The sequence below is a fragment of the Marinagarivorans algicola genome (assembly GCF_001292705.1).
Lineage (GTDB): Bacteria > Pseudomonadota > Gammaproteobacteria > Pseudomonadales > Cellvibrionaceae > Marinagarivorans > Marinagarivorans algicola.
The window spans coordinates 1-17,232 of record NZ_LGAK01000009.1 but is presented as its reverse complement, the minus strand read 5'-3'; the positions used below and the strand labels follow the sequence as shown (position 1 = coordinate 17,232).

The 17,232-nt window shown below is 45.6% G+C and carries 15 protein-coding genes; 9 read left to right on the top strand and 6 right to left on the bottom strand.

The genetic code is table 11. The features are described 5' to 3' along the window. Positions 1 to 156: 156 nt before the first annotated feature. The 3 genes from AC438_RS03380 to purL all read right to left on the bottom strand — a co-directional run bounded on the left by AC438_RS03380 (position 157) and on the right by purL (position 5,532). Positions 157 to 1,026, bottom strand: a complete 870-nt coding sequence (locus AC438_RS03380; protein ID WP_053979869.1) for an SMP-30/gluconolactonase/LRE family protein — start codon at positions 1,024 to 1,026, stop codon at positions 157 to 159. 257 nt (positions 1,027 to 1,283) lie between these two features. Continuing rightward, on the bottom strand, positions 1,284 to 1,568 hold the full coding sequence (locus AC438_RS03375) for a YebG family protein (protein ID WP_053979868.1): 285 nt from the start codon (positions 1,566 to 1,568) through the stop codon (positions 1,284 to 1,286). Between the two features lie 106 nt (positions 1,569 to 1,674). Next, positions 1,675 to 5,532 carry a phosphoribosylformylglycinamidine synthase gene (gene purL / locus AC438_RS03370; RefSeq protein ID WP_082353935.1) on the bottom strand — a complete coding sequence of 1,286 codons (3,858 nt, stop codon included), beginning with the start codon at positions 5,530 to 5,532 and terminating at the stop codon, positions 1,675 to 1,677. Positions 5,533 to 5,998: 466 nt separating this feature from the next. Here purL and mltF point away from each other — a divergent pair, with 466 nt between their 5' ends. After that, on the top strand, positions 5,999 to 7,498 hold the full coding sequence (gene mltF, locus AC438_RS03365) for a membrane-bound lytic murein transglycosylase MltF (RefSeq protein WP_082353933.1): 1,500 nt from the start codon (positions 5,999 to 6,001) through the stop codon (positions 7,496 to 7,498). A 29-nt stretch (positions 7,499 to 7,527) separates the two neighbouring features. Here mltF and tadA read toward each other — a convergent pair whose 3' ends face one another. Further along, positions 7,528 to 8,076: a tRNA adenosine(34) deaminase TadA gene (tadA, locus tag AC438_RS03360; RefSeq protein WP_274377602.1), complete on the bottom strand. Its 549-nt coding sequence runs from the start codon at positions 8,074 to 8,076 to the stop codon at positions 7,528 to 7,530. After that, positions 8,076 to 8,291: a DUF1653 domain-containing protein gene (locus tag AC438_RS03355; protein ID WP_053979866.1), complete on the bottom strand. Its 216-nt coding sequence runs from the start codon at positions 8,289 to 8,291 to the stop codon at positions 8,076 to 8,078. The genes tadA and AC438_RS03355 overlap by 1 nt, the downstream gene beginning before the upstream one ends. A gap of 199 nt (positions 8,292 to 8,490) precedes the next feature. Here AC438_RS03355 and lptM point away from each other — a divergent pair, with 199 nt between their 5' ends. The 5 genes from lptM to AC438_RS16740 all read left to right on the top strand — a co-directional run bounded on the left by lptM (position 8,491) and on the right by AC438_RS16740 (position 12,343). After that, a complete protein-coding gene (gene lptM / locus AC438_RS03350; RefSeq protein ID WP_053979865.1) occupies positions 8,491 to 8,679 on the top strand; it encodes an LPS translocon maturation chaperone LptM in 189 nt (62 codons plus the stop codon). Between the two features lie 5 nt (positions 8,680 to 8,684). Next, positions 8,685 to 9,947 (top strand): diaminopimelate decarboxylase, encoded by a 1,263-nt coding sequence (gene lysA / locus AC438_RS03345; RefSeq protein WP_420798145.1) that lies wholly within the window; start codon positions 8,685 to 8,687, stop codon positions 9,945 to 9,947. 8 nt (positions 9,948 to 9,955) lie between these two features. Continuing rightward, positions 9,956 to 10,798 carry a diaminopimelate epimerase gene (gene dapF, locus AC438_RS03340; RefSeq protein WP_053979863.1) on the top strand — a complete coding sequence of 281 codons (843 nt, stop codon included), beginning with the start codon at positions 9,956 to 9,958 and terminating at the stop codon, positions 10,796 to 10,798. A 16-nt stretch (positions 10,799 to 10,814) separates the two neighbouring features. Further along, on the top strand, positions 10,815 to 11,549 hold the full coding sequence (locus AC438_RS03335; protein WP_082353930.1) for a DUF484 family protein: 735 nt from the start codon (positions 10,815 to 10,817) through the stop codon (positions 11,547 to 11,549). A gap of 656 nt (positions 11,550 to 12,205) precedes the next feature. Then, positions 12,206 to 12,343 (top strand): hypothetical protein, encoded by a 138-nt coding sequence (locus AC438_RS16740; protein WP_202904702.1) that lies wholly within the window; start codon positions 12,206 to 12,208, stop codon positions 12,341 to 12,343. Between the two features lie 121 nt (positions 12,344 to 12,464). Here AC438_RS16740 and AC438_RS03330 read toward each other — a convergent pair whose 3' ends face one another. After that, entirely contained in the window at positions 12,465 to 12,692 is a 228-nt protein-coding gene (locus AC438_RS03330; protein WP_053979862.1) for a hypothetical protein, read from the bottom strand. Between the two features lie 232 nt (positions 12,693 to 12,924). Between AC438_RS03330 and AC438_RS03325 the strand changes: the two genes are divergently transcribed. The 3 genes from AC438_RS03325 (at position 12,925) to AC438_RS03315 (ending at position 17,230) form a co-directional block, all read left to right on the top strand. After that, positions 12,925 to 14,166, top strand: a complete 1,242-nt coding sequence (locus tag AC438_RS03325; protein ID WP_053979861.1) for an OprO/OprP family phosphate-selective porin — start codon at positions 12,925 to 12,927, stop codon at positions 14,164 to 14,166. 114 nt (positions 14,167 to 14,280) lie between these two features. Further along, the gene (locus tag AC438_RS03320; RefSeq protein WP_053979860.1) at positions 14,281 to 15,279 is read left to right on the top strand and encodes a hypothetical protein; all 999 of its coding nucleotides are present in this window, start codon (positions 14,281 to 14,283) and stop codon (positions 15,277 to 15,279) included. A gap of 28 nt (positions 15,280 to 15,307) precedes the next feature. Continuing rightward, positions 15,308 to 17,230 carry a methyl-accepting chemotaxis protein gene (locus AC438_RS03315; protein WP_053979859.1) on the top strand — a complete coding sequence of 641 codons (1,923 nt, stop codon included), beginning with the start codon at positions 15,308 to 15,310 and terminating at the stop codon, positions 17,228 to 17,230. The last annotated feature ends 2 nt before the right edge of the window (positions 17,231 to 17,232 follow it).

The window sequence follows — 17,232 nt, the reverse complement described above, 5'->3', positions numbered from 1 at the left end:
TGGGCCTTTCAAGCCACCCATCGCGCACTATAAGCGCTCCTTGCGCTTCAATGCCCAGAAAATAATCCATCAGCACTCTAATCAGTGAAGTTTGTCAGCCTAGTGAATAGTCACAAAAAAATATCAAGCGCTTTTATAGCGCATGCCAAGCCAGCACTAGCCAGCAAAGCGGTTTTCGATTCGGCCAGCAACCTCAACACGCACACTAAAGACCGCGCCAGAATCAGGGTAGGCTAACAACTCTTCATCAGGGCGCCCGCCCACAGTCGTAATATAAATCGTTTTAAGATCTTCACCACCAAAAGCAACCATTGTGGGGCATTTAGCTGGCACAGCAATTTCTTGCACAATCTCACCTTGAGGACTAACACGCACTATGCGTCCTCCCTCATACAGCGCACTCCAGTAGTAGCCTTCACTGTCAACGGCGGCACCATCAGGGCGACCACAGCCATGCTCAAACTGGTGTAAAACTGAACAATTACTCACCTCGCCCGAGTCTAAATCATAATCGCAGCGAGTAATGGCATGGCTTGGAGTGTCGGCATAGTAAAACGTTTTATTATCGGGGCTAAAAGCAATACCGTTCGCGGTTAATAAATCTTTAACCCAACACTTCACTTCACCTTCAGCACTTAGTGAATAAATACTAGCACCGCCATAATCTTTTGGCGGGTATACGCTGCCAGCAAATAAACGGCCTTTATCATCACAACGCCCGTCATTAAAGCGGTTTTTCTCCATGCCTTGCTCAGGGTCTGCAATAAAGGTTCGCTGTGTATTCCAGCCATCAATAGTATATAGCCCTGTGCGCATCGCCAACACAAAACCGCCCTTTTCTCGCAAAGCAAAACAACCAATTTCTTCATCAAATTGTAAAAAGCGATCCTCGCCCGTTGCCGGGTCTAAGCAATGTAGCTGTCCTGCATTGATATCCAGCCAATACAATAATTGCTCTTGTTCATCCCAGCGCGGACACTCACCTAAACTTGCTTTTATTTTAAGGGCAACTTCCACTTGACTCATAAATATCACTCTTATCTAAATAGGCTTATGTTTTTACCCGCAAAATAGCCAAGCACAGCAACTGCAGGCACAATTTAAAGTCGGCATAATCGCACAAAGAATTACAAGACACCAGACAAGGGCGACCCTGTCAGTATTTTAATACCCCTCAAGCATCAAACAACAAAAAACTAACGCCCATAAAAAAACCCCCAAAGCTAAGCTTTGAGGGTTTTTTTATGGCTACTTAATGAGTAGCTAAACTTCCATATCACACACTAGGCTTCAACATCAAATACGTCGCCATCATTGTGCTCTTCTGGCTCTTCTTCTAATAGAAGCTCTGGCTTACCTTTACAGGCGCGCGCCAAAATATCGCGACGCTTAGCAAGCAATAAGCCCACAGCTTCGGCTTGCGCTTCGTCTATCCCTTTAATATTTTGCTCAATGAGGGCTGTAATATTCTCAGCCAGCTCAAGCATTTTATCATGGTCGTCGGCATCTTTTTTGTTTTTGAACATAGCCCCATCCCGATCACATTGCCAAACAGCAATTACTGCCATAAATGTATCCTCATCATTAACTGTATGCGCATACAGTATTTGTTTTATTGCTGCAGGTCAAGCTTTGCATCGATTTTAATTATAGGCCTCACTAAAACCGCCACCTTTAACCCACAAAAACACGGGCATTGCGGAAGATGCGCAACCAACCACCATCTTCATTCCAATCACTTGGCTTCCAAGAGTTTGCCACTGTGCGGAATACGCGCTCAGGGTGAGGCATTAAAATAGTCGCGCGACCATCAGTACTGGTTAAGCTGGTAATACCCGCTTGCGAACCATTCGGGTTGGCAGGATACGCCTCAGTGACATTGAGGTTGTTATCAATAAATCTGACTGCCACTTGACCACTAGTATTGCAGGCTTCAAAAGCAGCTTTATCGGCAAATTCGGCACGGCCTTCACCGTGTGCAACCGCCACTGGCAAATGCGAACCAGCCATACCTTGATACAAAATCGAGTTAGATTCTTCCACTTTGACAAGCGCTACACGCGCTTCAAACTGCTCAGACATATTGCGTACAAAATGCGGCCACAAATCGGCACCGGGAATCAAGTCTTTAAGATTAGACATCATTTGACAACCATTACATACGCCTAAACTGAAAGTATCATTACGATGGAAAAAAGCCTCAAATTGATCGCGTGCAATCCCGTTAAATAAGACGGTTTTTGCCCAACCTTCGCCAGCACCTAAAACATCGCCATAACTAAAGCCACCGCAAGCGGCTAAGCCTTTAAAATCCTCTAAGCGTACACGACCGTTCAGCACATCACTCATATGTACATCAACAGCTGTAAAACCGGCGCGCTCAAAACCCGCCGCCATTTCTAGCTGGCTATTCACACCTTGCTCACGCAAGATAGCCACTTTAGGACGTACACCGGTTGCAATAAACGGCGCTGCTATATTATTGCTCGGATCATACGTTAACTGCGTGCTCAACCCAGGGTCTGGCGCTGCAATGCTGGCAAACTCCTGCTCAGCACAATCAACATTGTCGCGCAAAGATTGCATATGAAAACTGGTTTTGCTCCATAGTTGCTGCCAGTGAGCACGCGTTGTATCAATAAGCACTTGCTCGCCCGCACGCAATACAATGGCCTCATCTTTAGTGGCTTGACCGAGCACAATTAACTCACCGGTAAACCCTGCGGCGCTAAACGCATCTCGTACAACATTAAGGTGCTCACCGGTAACCTGAATAACAGCGCCCAACTCTTCATTAAAGAGCGCTGCCATCGGGTCACTCCCCAAAGCAGTCACATCAAGGGCCAAACCACAGCGACCAGCAAATGCCATTTCAGCGACAGCCGCTAATAAACCACCATCGCTGCGATCATGGTAAGCGCCAATCGTGCCGGCCTCTAAGCAGGCCTGCATGCCTTCAAAAAATGCCTTGAGTGCGCTCGCATCTTCAACATCGGCACAGTCGTCACCCATTTGATTGCAACTTTGCGCCAAAATAGAGCCACCCAGACGCTGCTTGCCAGCGGCTAAATCAATCAATACCAACTGATTACCTTCGGCAGCATTGATTTCGGGCGTTAAGGTTTTTCGCACATCCGTCACTGGTGCAAAAGCCGAAATAACGACCGACAAAGGCGAAGTCACCGCCTTTTCTTGACCATCATCTTGCCAGGCCGTACGCATACTCATCGAGTCTTTACCCACTGGGATCGTTAAGCCCAATGCCGGACAAATATCCATACCTACAGCAGTCACCGTTTCGTACAACTTAGCATCTTCACCTTTATGGCCAGCAGCACACATCCAATTCGCCGACAGCTTAATATCACGCAAGCGGGCAATCGGCGTGGCAGCAATATTGGTAATCGACTCAGCCACAGCCATACGGCCCGACGCCGCTGCATTAATCAAGGCGATAGGCGTACGCTCGCCCATACTCATAACTTCACCAGCATAACTATCAAAAGTTGCCGTAGTCACTGCGCAATCGGCCACAGGGACCTGCCAAGGCCCAACCATTTGATCGCGTACCACCATACCGGTCACCGAGCGATCGCCAATAGTAATTAAGAATTGCTTGCTCGCGACCGTAGGGTGTTGCAACACTCGCTCAGCGGCATCACTGACACTTAAATCAATACGTAAAGGGGTTAATGGTGCATTGTAGGTGGTGGCTTCGCGGTGCATTTTAGGAGCTTTACCAAAAAGGATATTCATCGGTAAATCAACAGGCTTTGCGTCAAAATCGCGATCATTGACACGTAGCACTTGCTCGCTAATGGCTTCGCCTACCACAGCATAAGGACAGCGCTCACGCTCACAAATTGCCTTAAAGCGCGCCAAGCACTCTGGCGCAACAGCCATCACATAGCGCTCTTGCGACTCGTTACACCAAATTTCTAACGGTGACATGCCTGGCTCATCATTAGGTACATCGCGCAATTCAAAGTTAGCACCACAGCCGCCATCTTTGGCAAGCTCAGGAAAAGCGTTTGATAAACCGCCAGCACCCACATCGTGAATAAATGCAATCGGGTTATTCGTGCCAAGCTGCCAACACTGATCGATAACTTCTTGGCAGCGGCGCTCCATCTCGGGATTTTGCCGCTGTACAGAGGCAAAATCGAGATCTTCTGAGGAAGTACCCGATGCCATAGATGAAGCCGCGCCACCACCCAAACCAATGAGCATAGCTGGGCCACCCAAGGCAATGAGGTGACAACCCGGTGCAAACTCTTCTTGTGCAATATGCTCTTCTTTGATATTGCCATAACCACCCGCTAGCATAATAGGCTTATGGTAACCGCGGCGCTCACCATCAAAATCTTGCTCAAACGTCCGGAAGTAACCACAAATATTGGGGCGGCCAAATTCGTTATTAAACGCCGCGCCGCCAATGGGCCCTTCAAGCATAATATCGAGTGCATTCACAATGCGATCGGGCTTACCGTAATCTTGCTCCCAGGGCTGGTTATAACCGGGAATTTGCAAATTAGAAACAGTGAAACCATTCAGGCCCACTTTGGGTTTAGAGCCTTTACCCACAGCGCCTTCGTCACGAATTTCACCGCCAGAGCCGGTTCCCGCGCCAGGGTTAGGCGCAATGGCGGTGGGATGGTTATGGGTTTCAACCTTCATTAAGATATGAACAGGTTCTTGATTGTAACCGTAGATGTGGGTGTCTGGATTGGGGTAAAAGCGCCCAGCAACCGTACCCGTAATCACAGAGGCATTATCGGCATAGGCCGACAGTACATCTTCACCACCTAATGCATAGGTGTTTTTAATCATTTTAAATAACGATAAGTCTTTTTCTTCGCCATCAATCGTCCAGCTCGCGTTGAAGATTTTATGGCGGCAGTGCTCACTGTTTGCTTGTGCAAACATCATCAATTCAACATCGGTAGGGTTACGCGCTAAATCGGTAAAGCTCGCCACCAAATAATCGATTTCATCATCGGCTAATGCTAAGCCCAATGAAATATTGGCCGCCTCTAAAGCGATTTTACCCCCCCCTAGAATGTCAATATGAAATAGCGGCTTAGGCTCATGCTTAGCAAATAACGCTTCGGCCTCATCAAGACTGCCATAGGTCACTTCGGTCATACGATCATGCAGTAAATGCGCGACCCTATTTAAGTCAAAATCCCCTTCTAAATGGTAGACGACACCTCGCTCAATGCGGTTCACTTGACTCAGGCCTGCATTATGCGCGATATCAGTCGCCTTAGAAGACCAAGGCGAAATAGTCCCCGGGCGCGGCACAGATAGTAACAATTGACCGGCAGACGCTTTTTTATCGGCCTTTGGGCCGTAGGTCAGGAGTCGAGCAAGGACCTCAGTATCAATAGCATTGAGCGTTTCACTTAAATCCGCAAAATGCACATATTCGGCATAAACCGCCAAGATACTTGGCTCAGTAGCCTGCAAAGTAGAAAGAAGTTTTTGGGTTCGAAATTCAGAAAGCGCTGGCGCACCGGGCAAAATCAACATAGAGGAATCAGTCTCAAAGTCTGCTAAACGTGTGATCGAAAAAAGCGCGCATTGTACTCGATTTCCTCTCGAGTCGCAGCAAAAGGCGTCAATTTGATGTCGGTTATTATCAATCTCTATCGCTTAGCAACAACCTCAATATGGCGCGCCAATCATCCATTATGACGTAACAAGCTTCCCGCCGCTGCGTATACGCGGTAACATCAACGCAATTACGCCCGCAAAAGCAAGATACTTGGACCCAAAAGAGACCGGAGATATAACAAAACGTTAATTCTAAGATCACCCTTAAGGCTCAACTTTAATGGCATTCCGGCTGGAGCTTTTAAGTTCAAAATGGTTTAACACAGCAGTGGCGTAACGCCGCGCTGTAGCCAAAACTTATGGTAAACCGCATGTGGCGATACCCCTGTTAAGCCCTTTACTCACCCGATTTTAGCTTAAAAATAAATAGACGCACCGACCTATGCATAAATGGCAACACATTATTCGCGAAATTAGCTACAGAGTAACCAATCATGTGATTATGGTGACCTGTGTCTGCCTTTTGTGTTATCCACTGCAAGCGAGCCATTGGCCCACACTGCTCGAGCGCATTAAACTCTCGGGCACCTTAACGGTTGCCTCGCGCAATGGTCCAACCACCTATTATCAAGATAACGAAGGATATACCGGTTTTGATTATGAACTACTACGCGGCTTTGCCGAGTCAATAGGTGTAACGCTACAGGTTATTGAAATCGAAGATTTAGGGCTCATTTTTAAAGCCATTAATCGACGCACTGTACACATGGCAGCCGCGGGCCTAACCGTTACCCCAAAGCGCCAGCAACTCGTTCATTTTAGCGAGCCTTACTTGCAGGTGACTCAGCAACTGATTTACCGATCAAACTCTCCCAAACCCGCTGGCATCAGCGATATTATCGGTAAAGACATCTTAGTGATTGGCAACAGCAGCCATGCCGAGCGCCTACGCGCCATCAAAAAACAATACCCCGATCTCGTATGGCAAGAGCAGTACGACATAGAAATGCTAGATCTTATGGAAAGTGTACATAATCAAAAAGTCACTTATGCCATTGTCGACTCCAATGCACTAGAGATGAATAGCAGCGCCTATCCTCGAGCCCTAGCGGCATTTGATATTAGCGAGCCCGAGTCGCTTGCTTGGGCACTGCCTAAAATGGAAGATAACAGCCTAGTCAATGCAGCTAATCACTACCTGAAAACGCTGCAAAGCAGTGGCAAACTCGCCGAAATCACCGAGAGCTTTTACGGTCATGTTGGCCATATTGATTACAGTGGGGCGCTTATTTTTACCAAGCGCCTACGCACGCGGCTCCCTAAATGGCAAGCTGCTTTGCAAGCCGCCGCTCAAAAATATGATCTCGACTGGCAATTACTCGCAGCATTAAGCTATCAAGAATCGCACTGGAACCCCAAAGCCAAATCGCGTACAGGGGTACGCGGCTTTATGATGCTCACATTAAACACGTCAAAAGAAATGGGGGTCAAAAGCCGGTTAGACCCTCTCCAGAGCATTGAAGGTGGTGCTAAATATTTCCGTAAAATGTATGACCGCTTAAGTGATGATATCACCGAGCCCGACCGAACATGGCTAGCATTAGCGGCTTATAATATCGGTTTTTTGCATCTACAAGATGCGCGTAAAATCACTCAAGATCAAGGCGGGAACCCCAATTTATGGAGCGATGTACGCGAGCGATTGCCGCTTTTAACCAAGCGTCAATATTACAAGAAAACCCGTTACGGCTATGCCCGAGGCCACGAGGCCGTTAGCTACGTCAATAACATTCGCAATTTTTATAATGTTATTGCTTGGAAGCAAGCCGACAACACCAAGGACTCGATGAGCGATGAGACGTCATCGCCCCAGCCCGATCACAGCTACGAATCAATCATTAGCAGTGCCCTAGAAGAGCTAGAAGACATTAATGCAATGTAATCAGTGGGCGTTGCACTGATTACATTGTCTTATGCTTGATGACGCGATGCTAACAAAGCGCGTTGCTTTAAGCTTTTTTTTAGTGCCCTTCGCTCAGCAAAAAAAGCTTGCATCAAATCGCTTGCGGCTTGGGCGCACACCCCTACCGTCACCTCTAATCGATGATTAAAACAAGCATCATCTAATAAACTATGGCTGCAGATTCGGCCCGCCTTGGGCTCCAAGGCAGCCAATACTACTCGCTGCACACGAGCATGAATCAAAGCCCCTAAACACATCGTACAGGGTTCGACTGTGACATAGAGCGTAGTGGCCGGTAAACGGTAATTATGTATCGTTTGCGAGCCCGCTCTTAAAGCCTGCATCTCGGCATGTGCCGTTGGGTCGGTCGCGGTAATAGGCTGATTAAAACCACTGCCTATCACTTGATCACCGGCAACCAGCACGGCACCTACGGGCACCTCACCTTTGCTATACGCTTTACGAGCTTGCTGCAAAGCCAAATGCATATAGAATGTGTCATTTCGCGCTTGCTGTGCTGTAGCGGCCTTATTCGCTGCCTTTGGGGCATGTGTCACTACATATCCCCAACAAATTCAAAGCGTGGCATGTCTTTACCGTCTACCGTTACCCGCTCGGTAAACATTACCAGTGGCCGCACCCACAAGCTAAAATCGCCATATAAGCAACGGTATACCACCAATAACTCTTGCGTCTCACTGTGATTAGCGATGCCTGTCACGTGATAAAAGCTCCCTTTGTAATGCCTGTACTTGCCCAGTGCTAAATGCATAATGCCCTCATTACCTTAAATAAATAACGGCCTATTGTCGTTGCTTTCAAGAAAAAGATGAACCTTAAAGTTTTAAAAATAGGTGATCGCCCCGTTAAAATCTCATTCACCCATAGCGATAGTATTGTTCACACTGGCTCCCGCCCGTATACTCTGGTGCTTCATTAATAAGGGGGGCAGCGTCACGCTGTATAGATAAATGACACAAGCGGCTTTAACCACCATTACAACGTCCATAGCCGCTAGCGTACTTGCGCTGGTGCTAAGTGGTTGTGGTCATAAGGGACCATTAGTGGCACCTAAACCCAATACCGTGGACACCAAAGCGCAGCATTCGCACGATAATAGCGCGACACAAAGTACATTTAAGCTCCCTAACAATACCTAGGCTTCCTGATGTCTCTCACTTTAGAAAACGACAGCTTACATTTTGAGCAAGTCAATTTAAACACGCTTGCCAACCAATACGGCACCCCCTGCTTTGTGTATAGCCGCAAAGCACTCATCGATGCCTATCAAGCCTATGCGAGCGCGCTAGGTGACTGGCCGGGTGCGATTTGTTATGCCGTAAAAGCCAACTCTAACTTAGGTGTATTAAGCTTACTCGCCGAGCAAGGTGCAGGGTTTGATATTGTGTCGGGTGGTGAGCTTGAGCGGGTGCTACGCGCCGGTGGTGACCCCGCAAAAATTGTTTTTTCGGGCGTAGGGAAAAGCGCCAGCGAAATAGCTCGCGCACTGAATGTAGGCGTAGGCTGCTTTAACGTCGAGTCACAAAGCGAACTCGAAACCTTATCGCAAGTCGCCAGCACCCAAAACACCGTTGCGCCTATTTCTATTCGGGTCAACCCCGATGTAGATGCCAATACACACCCTTATATTTCAACCGGCCTTAAAGAAAATAAATTTGGTATTGATATCACCGAGGCCATCAGCGTTTATAAACACGCCGCCAGCCTGCCGGGCTTGCGCATTAATGGTGTAGATTGCCATATTGGCTCGCAGCTTACTGAGACTCAGCCCTTTTTAGATGCGCTTGAGCGCGTTCTTAAGCTGGTTGACACCCTTGCTGGCGAAGGGATTGATATTCGCCATCTCGATTTAGGGGGCGGCTTGGGTGTCACCTATAACGATGAAACCCCGCCTGCCATTAGCGATTATATTAATGCCATTAAGGCCCGCTTAGGCAACCGCGATATTGCTTTAATGTTTGAGCCTGGCCGCTCAATTGCCGCTAATGCCGGCATATTACTCACCAAAGTTGAATACCTCAAACCCACTGAGCACAAAAACTTTGCCATTGTTGATGCTGCAATGAACGATCTTATTCGCCCAGCACTGTATCAAGCGTGGCAAGACATTGTGCCCGTCAACCCGCGCAAAACGCCCCCTTTAACGTGGGATATTGTAGGTCCCGTCTGCGAAACCGGTGACTTTTTAGGCAAAGATCGCAAGCTGGCATTAGAGCAAGGTGATTTACTCGCCATTAAATCATCAGGCGCTTACGGTTTTACCATGAGTTCCAACTACAACTCGCGCCCACGCGCCTGTGAAATTATGGTGGATGGCGCACGCACTTTCATTGTTCGCCAACGCGAAACCCTTGATGACCTAATGGCTCTAGAGTCAACTCTCGCCAACGCTACGACTGCTGAATAAGGCTTGCTATGAAAATCCGCTTCACCAAAATGCACGGCTTAGGCAATGACTTTGTCATGATCGATGCCATTAGCCAGCAGGTTAATATTACCCCTGAACGTGCGCGCAAACTTGCCGACCGTAATTTTGGTGTAGGCTGTGATCAGATTCTTATTGTCGAAGCCCCTTCGCGGCCCGATGCCGATTTTAAATACCGTATTTTTAATAGCGATGGTTCAGAGGTCGAAAACTGCGGTAATGGTGCACGCTGCTTTGCCATTTTTGTGCGCATGCGTAAACTTACCGGCAACCATACGATTCGCGCCGAAACCGCAGCGGGCCTACTGGTATTAAACGTGGTTGACAAATACAACGTCACAGTAGATATGGGCGTGCCCGAACTCAACCCGACCCGCATCCCCTTTAAGGTCAATAGCCAGCAAGCCAGTTATAACCTACCGTTACCCCCCAATAATATCGCCAATTCCCTGACGATCGGCACCGTATCGATGGGCAACCCTCATGCGGTAACCTGCGTTGACGATACACACCAATACCCCGTAGCCACAATAGGCCCTCTTGTAGAAGCCCATAGTCAATTCCCTAATAAAGTGAATGCTGGCTTTATGAGTATTATCGATCGCAATACGATAAATTTGCGCGTTTACGAGCGCGGTGCAGGCGAAACACTCGCTTGCGGCACCGGCGCCTGCGCTGCTGTAGTGGCAGGGCAATTGCAAGGGCTGCTTGATAATATCGTCACCGTCAATTTACCAGGCGGCAGTCTAACCATTGAATGGCAAGGCGCCAATACTCCGGTACTTATGACCGGTCCAACAGCCACAGTCTTTCACGGGCAAATGCGCATTTAATCACAGGCCAATAGCTATGAGTCATAGTCCAACAAACGCTCAATCCACACACAACAACCCCAATAGCCCAACGCCTGCCGAACTCCCAAATGCGCCCTCTCCTGTAAGCGAAAAACAAGTGGCCCTGTATTTACAGCAACACCCTGAGTTCTTTGAAAAGCACCTCGATTTACTGCTCCAGGTTCGCCTGCCTCACCCTTCGGGCAGCGCAATTTCACTGATCGAAAAACAAGTGCACACCTTTCGCGAGCGCAACAGTAATATTCGCGAACGCTTAAATATCTTACTCGGTAACGCACGCGATAATGATAGGTTATTTGAACTTAGCCAACGCCTAACCCTCGCCTTAATCGAATGCAGCGAGCTTGGGGATATTTTTGACGCACTCAATTACAGCTTAAACCAAGAGTTTAAAGTTCCCCACGCGGCGATTTGGGTACTCGATAAAAAACTCAATTCAGCAACAACGCAATTTTTACATACCACCGAATTTCAACCCGCACTTAACAAACGCTTAAACGGCAGCAAAACAGCCTTTAGCGGCATTAGCCAACCCGAAATTAACGCACTTTTTAGGCAGTCCGAAGATGTTGGCTCGGCTGCTTTATGTGTCGTGCACCACGGCAGTCGCCCTATCGCGCTCATTGCTGTAGGCCACCCCGACAAAGAGCGCTACCTGCCCAATGGCGGCACGCTTTTTTTACGGCATTTAAGCGAACTCCTCAGCCGCATACTCGCCCGCTATGTATAAATAGCGCAACGCTTTATACTCGACGCCAAAACTTTTACTGATTGACACTCACACCAAGCACACGCTAAAGGGCGAGGCGATTTTGCACTGCGTAGATTTATCTCGCAGCCTCAGCCTTCACGACACAGGGCCGCTACCAGTTCATCCCTGAAGGCTGCACGCGGGCGTCCTGCCCGCATAGCCCGCTGAGTAGTAAAGGCTGAGGCGCTGGCAAACGGATAGTGTGTTCAGTGCTATTGTTATAGATGGCGTGAGCCTATCTATCTTCCTAATGTGTAGTTTAAAAAAACGCGTTTGAGATTTGCCCACGGGCTTACTCAAACAAGCCGACGAAAGACATCCACACATGCAACAGGTCTATCGACTCCGGAAATCAGCATAATCACTCGCTTAACGTGACTATCCTTATAGCCTTCCCGATCAGACAACGCGGTCGGCGATCTCAAACTATGATTTCGGAGCTCAATACTGCGCCTATGCTTTCCCCTGTCAACGCTTAGCCATAAGGGTTACCCATTACCACCCAGACTTAGGGCCTCGGCGATGCGCTACATCTTACCGAGCAGAGGACTTACACCTCTTGATCTAATCGCCAGCTTTGCTTGGCGCACTGCTTGTCTAAGTAGATTTTAGATTGGTTGGTATTTGGGGACGATATGCGGGGGCCCGATGATGATCTCAAGCTTCAGTTTGAAGCCTTGCAACAGTTTGATGAAGAAGACAAGAAAATAGCGAAGGCTTTGCTTGAAAGCTTAATCCTAAAGCACAGCGCTAAACGGGCTTTTGCGAACTGATCATGAAGCCTGCCATCAACCACTCTTGGTTCGACCTTTAGAATAGTGTTTGACCATAAAAAAGCAGCTAAGGCGATTAAGCTTTAGCTGCTTTTAGGCTTGGGTTTAGACCCTGAGAATACTAACTTATTGATTTAACAGATTTTTGTTGTGGATGTCCCCGATTATGCGACTTCTTTAAAGCACGCTGTGTGATTTTTAAAGCACTTTCTATTTTTCCACCCACAGTTTTGAGCGATGAACCCTCTCCAGCGAGAAGTCTATTCACTTGCGCCAATGGTTCAGCAGACAGGAAAAATCGTCGTGCCGCTTCTAGCTGCCGCAGTGATTCGCCAATACCCTGGGTCATGCCCGAATCATGCAACTGACGAACACCTCGAAAAATGTCGAGAGGTAACTTAAATAAACAGAGTAGATTTGTGTCTAAGTAGATTTGACCTATGATTAGTATGGCAATTATTTGACGTGTGAAAAGATGCCATTGTATTAAATAGTATACCTTATTAAATTTAACTGTTCCTCCAAAATGCCTAAATTTTACCTATAGTTAATTTAATTCCAAAAACTAAAAAGGATTACTGATGAAATTTTTAAGTGAATTAAGTATTTTGGCTTTGGCTATTGGTTCTATGAATGGTTATGCAACCGAACCAGTACAAGCGAGTTATGACAACGCCTATCTTAAATTTAAAAGTGACAGTGGTAGCTTCAAACTGTGGCTTGATGGCCGCATTATGTTAGACACTGGCTTTGTTAGCAGTGACAAAAATGATTTTGTTGAAAAAACTAACATTAGACGTGCCCGTCTAGCGTTTAAAACTGTGTTTGATAATAAGTGGGCTGGTGAGTTTGATATCGATTTTGCCGATCACGAACCTGAAATCAAAGATATGTGGATTGCTTATATAGGCTTAGAAAATTTCAATTTTAAGATTGGTAATCACAAACCTTTTTTCAGTATTGCTGAAATGACCACGTCACGATGGTACACGTTCATGGAAACTCCAATGGTTACCGACGCATCGAACCCTGGTCGAGCCATGGGACTTAGTGCCAGCTATTTCAATGATTCATTCTTTGGCGGTGTAAGTATCTTTGGTAATGAGCTTGGTGTAGATAACACCGAAGTAGAAGACGATGAAGGCGAGCTGGTTGGCGTTCACATCCCTTATTCTTATTCTGGCCGTTTTGTTTATCGCCCCTTTGTTAACGCCGATGCAACTCAAATGTTTCACGTAGGCCTTAACCATATGGATTGGAAACCTCAATCTGATGGTGAAAGTAAAATGCGCTTGCGTGTTCGTCCAGAAAGCAAGGTGTTAGATTATGAGTTAATTAATACAGGTAAAGTCAAGCGAGTAGCTAGTCAGCGCAGTATTAGTTTAGAAATAGCGGCTCGATATAATAAATTTATGTTGCAAGCTGAGTATCTAGAAAACACTTTTATTCGAAATGACATCGATGATGAAGATGTAGATACTAGTGGTTATTATGTTGATGCGTCTTATATGATTTGGGGAGAAGGAAGACCGTACAACTTGTCTGATGCGGAGTTTGGTCCTGTTCGACCCACCACAGAGCATGGCGGTCTTGAGCTAGCAATTCGCTACAGTAGTGTCGATTTTAATGACGCAGACGCAGACGTATTTGGTGGTAGTTCAGACAATATTACTATTGGTCTAAACTGGTATGCCCATTCAAACGTAGTATTCAGGCTGAACCATACTCGTGCCTCGTTAGATGAGTTTGCTGACGGTGACGGTGACTTTGTTGGTGGTGATGATGTTACTATTACCGGTCTTAGAATCGAATATTTGTTCTAAACTTTTTTGTGTAAGTGTCGATGTTATATACATCGCCATAGTTTGAGCCTTCAATTTTCATGGTCGTGCATTGTTAAAACTACGAAAGTAAATAACCTCATTTGGATGGTCAAAGTGTTTAAAAAATTAACGATTATAATTTCCCTCGCCTTATTTATTCCTGCTTTAACTCAAGCTGCTTCTGTTAAAGAAATTGATTCAGGTAAAACCTCACAATATAAATTCAATGGAAATATTTCCCAAGACTTAAGTGGTTCTGCATACGTCAATGGCACAGTATTTATGGCCTATGATGGCGGCAAAAACTCTGAATTTCCCGAAATTCGCTATAATTCTTTAGGGAAAATTAGTGATCCATCACCAATTTTAGGTCGGCAAATTATTCAACGTGATATCGAAGGGACAACGCAAATTAAAAATTCTGTATTTGTTACGTCAAGTTTAAGTCAAGTGAATGAAGATACCAGTGATTACAGAGTATTATCCGCTTTTACAGTAGGTGATGATGGTACAGTAACTAACGAACGTTACGTTTATGCACGTGAAATGTTATTGAATGCTCTTGAAACTAAATTTGGCAATAATGACTGGCTTCGCCGAGTGCGTATCTCATTTGGTAAAAGTGGAGGTTTAAATGTAGAAGGCTTGAGCGCCTCACCTGAATCTGAAAAAGCCTTGGTGTTTGGTCTTCGCTCGCCACTGTATGATGATAATTTTGGCTCTCCTGAATTTGATGGAAAATTATCTCTTAATACGGGAAAAGCAATATTACTAGAAGTTAGCGATCCATTTAGCGGTGACTACAGCACCAAAATTACTACCTTAGACTTAAAGGGAGAGGGGATCCGTGGACTTGAATACATTCCTAAAATGAAGGGGTATATCCTGATTTCTGGCAGTGTTGAGAAAAAAGACCATTATGCTTTATGGTTTTATTCACCTAAATCAGAACAACTCACTTCGTTGACTAATGACAGTGCAATGTTTGGCAAATTATGCCGCCCTGAATCTGTATTAAACATCCCAGAAAAATCAAGTTTCTTAATACTCAGCGAGGAATCTGGTAATGCTTGTCAAGATTCAGAAATTACTTTTGTGAAATATTCTTATTAGATATAGAAAATATAAATGGCAAATATAAATGGCAAATATAAAAAAAATACGTCCAAAATTTTTAACAACTTTAATTCCCGTATTGATATTAGGCTTTGCCTCTTTGGCAACAGTGTCGACTATATCGACGGTAAATGAAGTCAGGTCATTATCTGCGGAGAAAGTGAGTACATCAAATGAATACCTGAAAAAGAACATTAATAATTGGATTGGCTTTCAAACCGATCTAACCACAGCGTTAGCAAACATGGAACTTTATTCTCAGCAAGGTAATGCTGATCATACTTTAGTGAATAATGCTCTAGTGGATATTAATGATAGTTTAGATTACCGAAACATCGCATTTGTTAACCCCGATGGTGTGGCTATTTTCGCTGGTAGCGCAAAGCGTGTTGGAGCCAACTACGGCAAGATGCAATACGTCCAAGATGCAAGAAGCTCAACTGAAGTTGTTATATCTGATGTCCGCTTCAGTCGGATTGATGGTACCCCGCTAGTCAGTTTTGCCAAATCAATGCAATCTAATAATGTGGTATTTCTTAGCGTTCCACTGCAAAATCTGTATAAAGATTTTGTTGATGCTAGCCGAGTAGACAATCAAAGTTACTCTTTTATTCTTACCTCAGATTGCAAACCACTAGCGCACCCATTACTTGAAGATGGTAAGGAAATAAGCTTTGACTACACAAGTTTGTGCTCCCAAGAAGGAGTGAGAACATTCACCGAAGATTCAAACACCTATCTCGCTGCGGTGAGCAAACAAGCTGATACAGGCTGGTATTTAGTGACCAGTATTAATGAAGCAGAGGTTAACCGCATTATTACCGATACTGTAGTTACTACAATTTTAATGAGCACCACTACTCTTATCGTACTTGTTATTGTTATTTATTTTCTAACAGGAAATATTACTAACCGCATCGCAAAGATTGTCAATTTAATTACCGCTCTTGCGCGGGGTGATATTAAGTCCCTCACTGATAATGAAACAACTCTCAAAGGTCTAGCCGCTGAGCCTGACGAAATTGGTCAAATTGCACGGGCAACGCAAAATGCTATAAAAAACCAGTTTAAAAAGGTCAGTTTTGCCAAAAAAATTGCAGCAGGTAACTTAACCGAACACATAGATGCGAGTGAAGACGACGCACTGGCTCAAGCGTTAAACCAAATGTCAGCTAATTTGACGGGACTCATTCAACAGCTAAAAGAAGTGGTTTCCAATGTGGACAACTCTTCAGCATTTATTAATCAACAAAGTCACGATCTGCAAGATGGAGTAGTGACTCAGCAAAGCTCCATAGATAACGTATCTGATAGATTGACTCATTTGCTAAACGAAATAACAAATAAGAACACCATTATTTTGGGCATGAGCGATCAGGCGAGTAAAACCCAAAATGAAGCGACACAAAGTAAGAGTAAAATAAACGAGATGGTTCATGCGTTTGAAGATATTGACGAGTCGGGTCAAAAAGTATCAAACATCATGAAAGACATTGCCGCCATTGCCGGCCAAACCAATCTGATTGCATTAAATGCAGCCATAGAGGCTGCTCGTGCAGGTGAACACGGACGAGGCTTTGCCGTGGTGGCTGATGAAGTAAGAAACCTTGCAGGAAGAACTGGGGATGCCGCCGGTGAGACTTCAAAATTAGTGCAAGAGTCACTCGACGCAATCAATGTTGGTCAAGTGGCCTCTGGCAGTACTGAGCAGGCGTTTTTAGAAATTATTAAGCATTTTGGTGTCTTTGCCAAACAAGTTCAAACTTTAGAGCAGCTTAGCCTTGAGCAATCTGAATCAATGAAAGCACTTGAAGTAGATTTAACTTCGGTCGCTAGTATTACTAAAAGTAACAGCTCATTGTCGGATAACCTCACATCACAATGCAGCTCTCTGGAAAAGCTCACTCATACGTTGCGCGATGAGATAAACAAGTTTAACGTAAATTAATT

Bases quoted from the DNA above. Each gene is read 5' to 3' on its own strand.
- AC438_RS03380 (WP_053979869.1), bottom strand. From the start codon at position 1,026: ATGAGTCAAGTGGAAGTTGCCCTTAAAATAAAAGCAAGTTTAGGTGAG.
- AC438_RS03375 (WP_053979868.1), bottom strand. From the start codon at position 1,568: ATGGCAGTAATTGCTGTTTGGCAATGTGATCGGGATGGGGCTATGTTC.
- purL (WP_082353935.1), bottom strand. From the start codon at position 5,532: ATGTTGATTTTGCCCGGTGCGCCAGCGCTTTCTGAATTTCGAACCCAA.
- mltF (WP_082353933.1), top strand. From the start codon at position 5,999: ATGCATAAATGGCAACACATTATTCGCGAAATTAGCTACAGAGTAACC.
- AC438_RS03355 (WP_053979866.1), bottom strand. From the start codon at position 8,291: ATGCATTTAGCACTGGGCAAGTACAGGCATTACAAAGGGAGCTTTTAT.
- lptM (WP_053979865.1), top strand. From the start codon at position 8,491: ATGACACAAGCGGCTTTAACCACCATTACAACGTCCATAGCCGCTAGC.
- dapF (WP_053979863.1), top strand. From the start codon at position 9,956: ATGAAAATCCGCTTCACCAAAATGCACGGCTTAGGCAATGACTTTGTC.
- AC438_RS03335 (WP_082353930.1), top strand. From the start codon at position 10,815: ATGAGTCATAGTCCAACAAACGCTCAATCCACACACAACAACCCCAAT.
- AC438_RS16740 (WP_202904702.1), top strand. From the start codon at position 12,206: ATGCGGGGGCCCGATGATGATCTCAAGCTTCAGTTTGAAGCCTTGCAA.
- AC438_RS03330 (WP_053979862.1), bottom strand. From the start codon at position 12,692: ATGACCCAGGGTATTGGCGAATCACTGCGGCAGCTAGAAGCGGCACGA.
- AC438_RS03325 (WP_053979861.1), top strand. From the start codon at position 12,925: ATGAAATTTTTAAGTGAATTAAGTATTTTGGCTTTGGCTATTGGTTCT.
- AC438_RS03315 (WP_053979859.1), top strand. From the start codon at position 15,308: ATGGCAAATATAAAAAAAATACGTCCAAAATTTTTAACAACTTTAATT.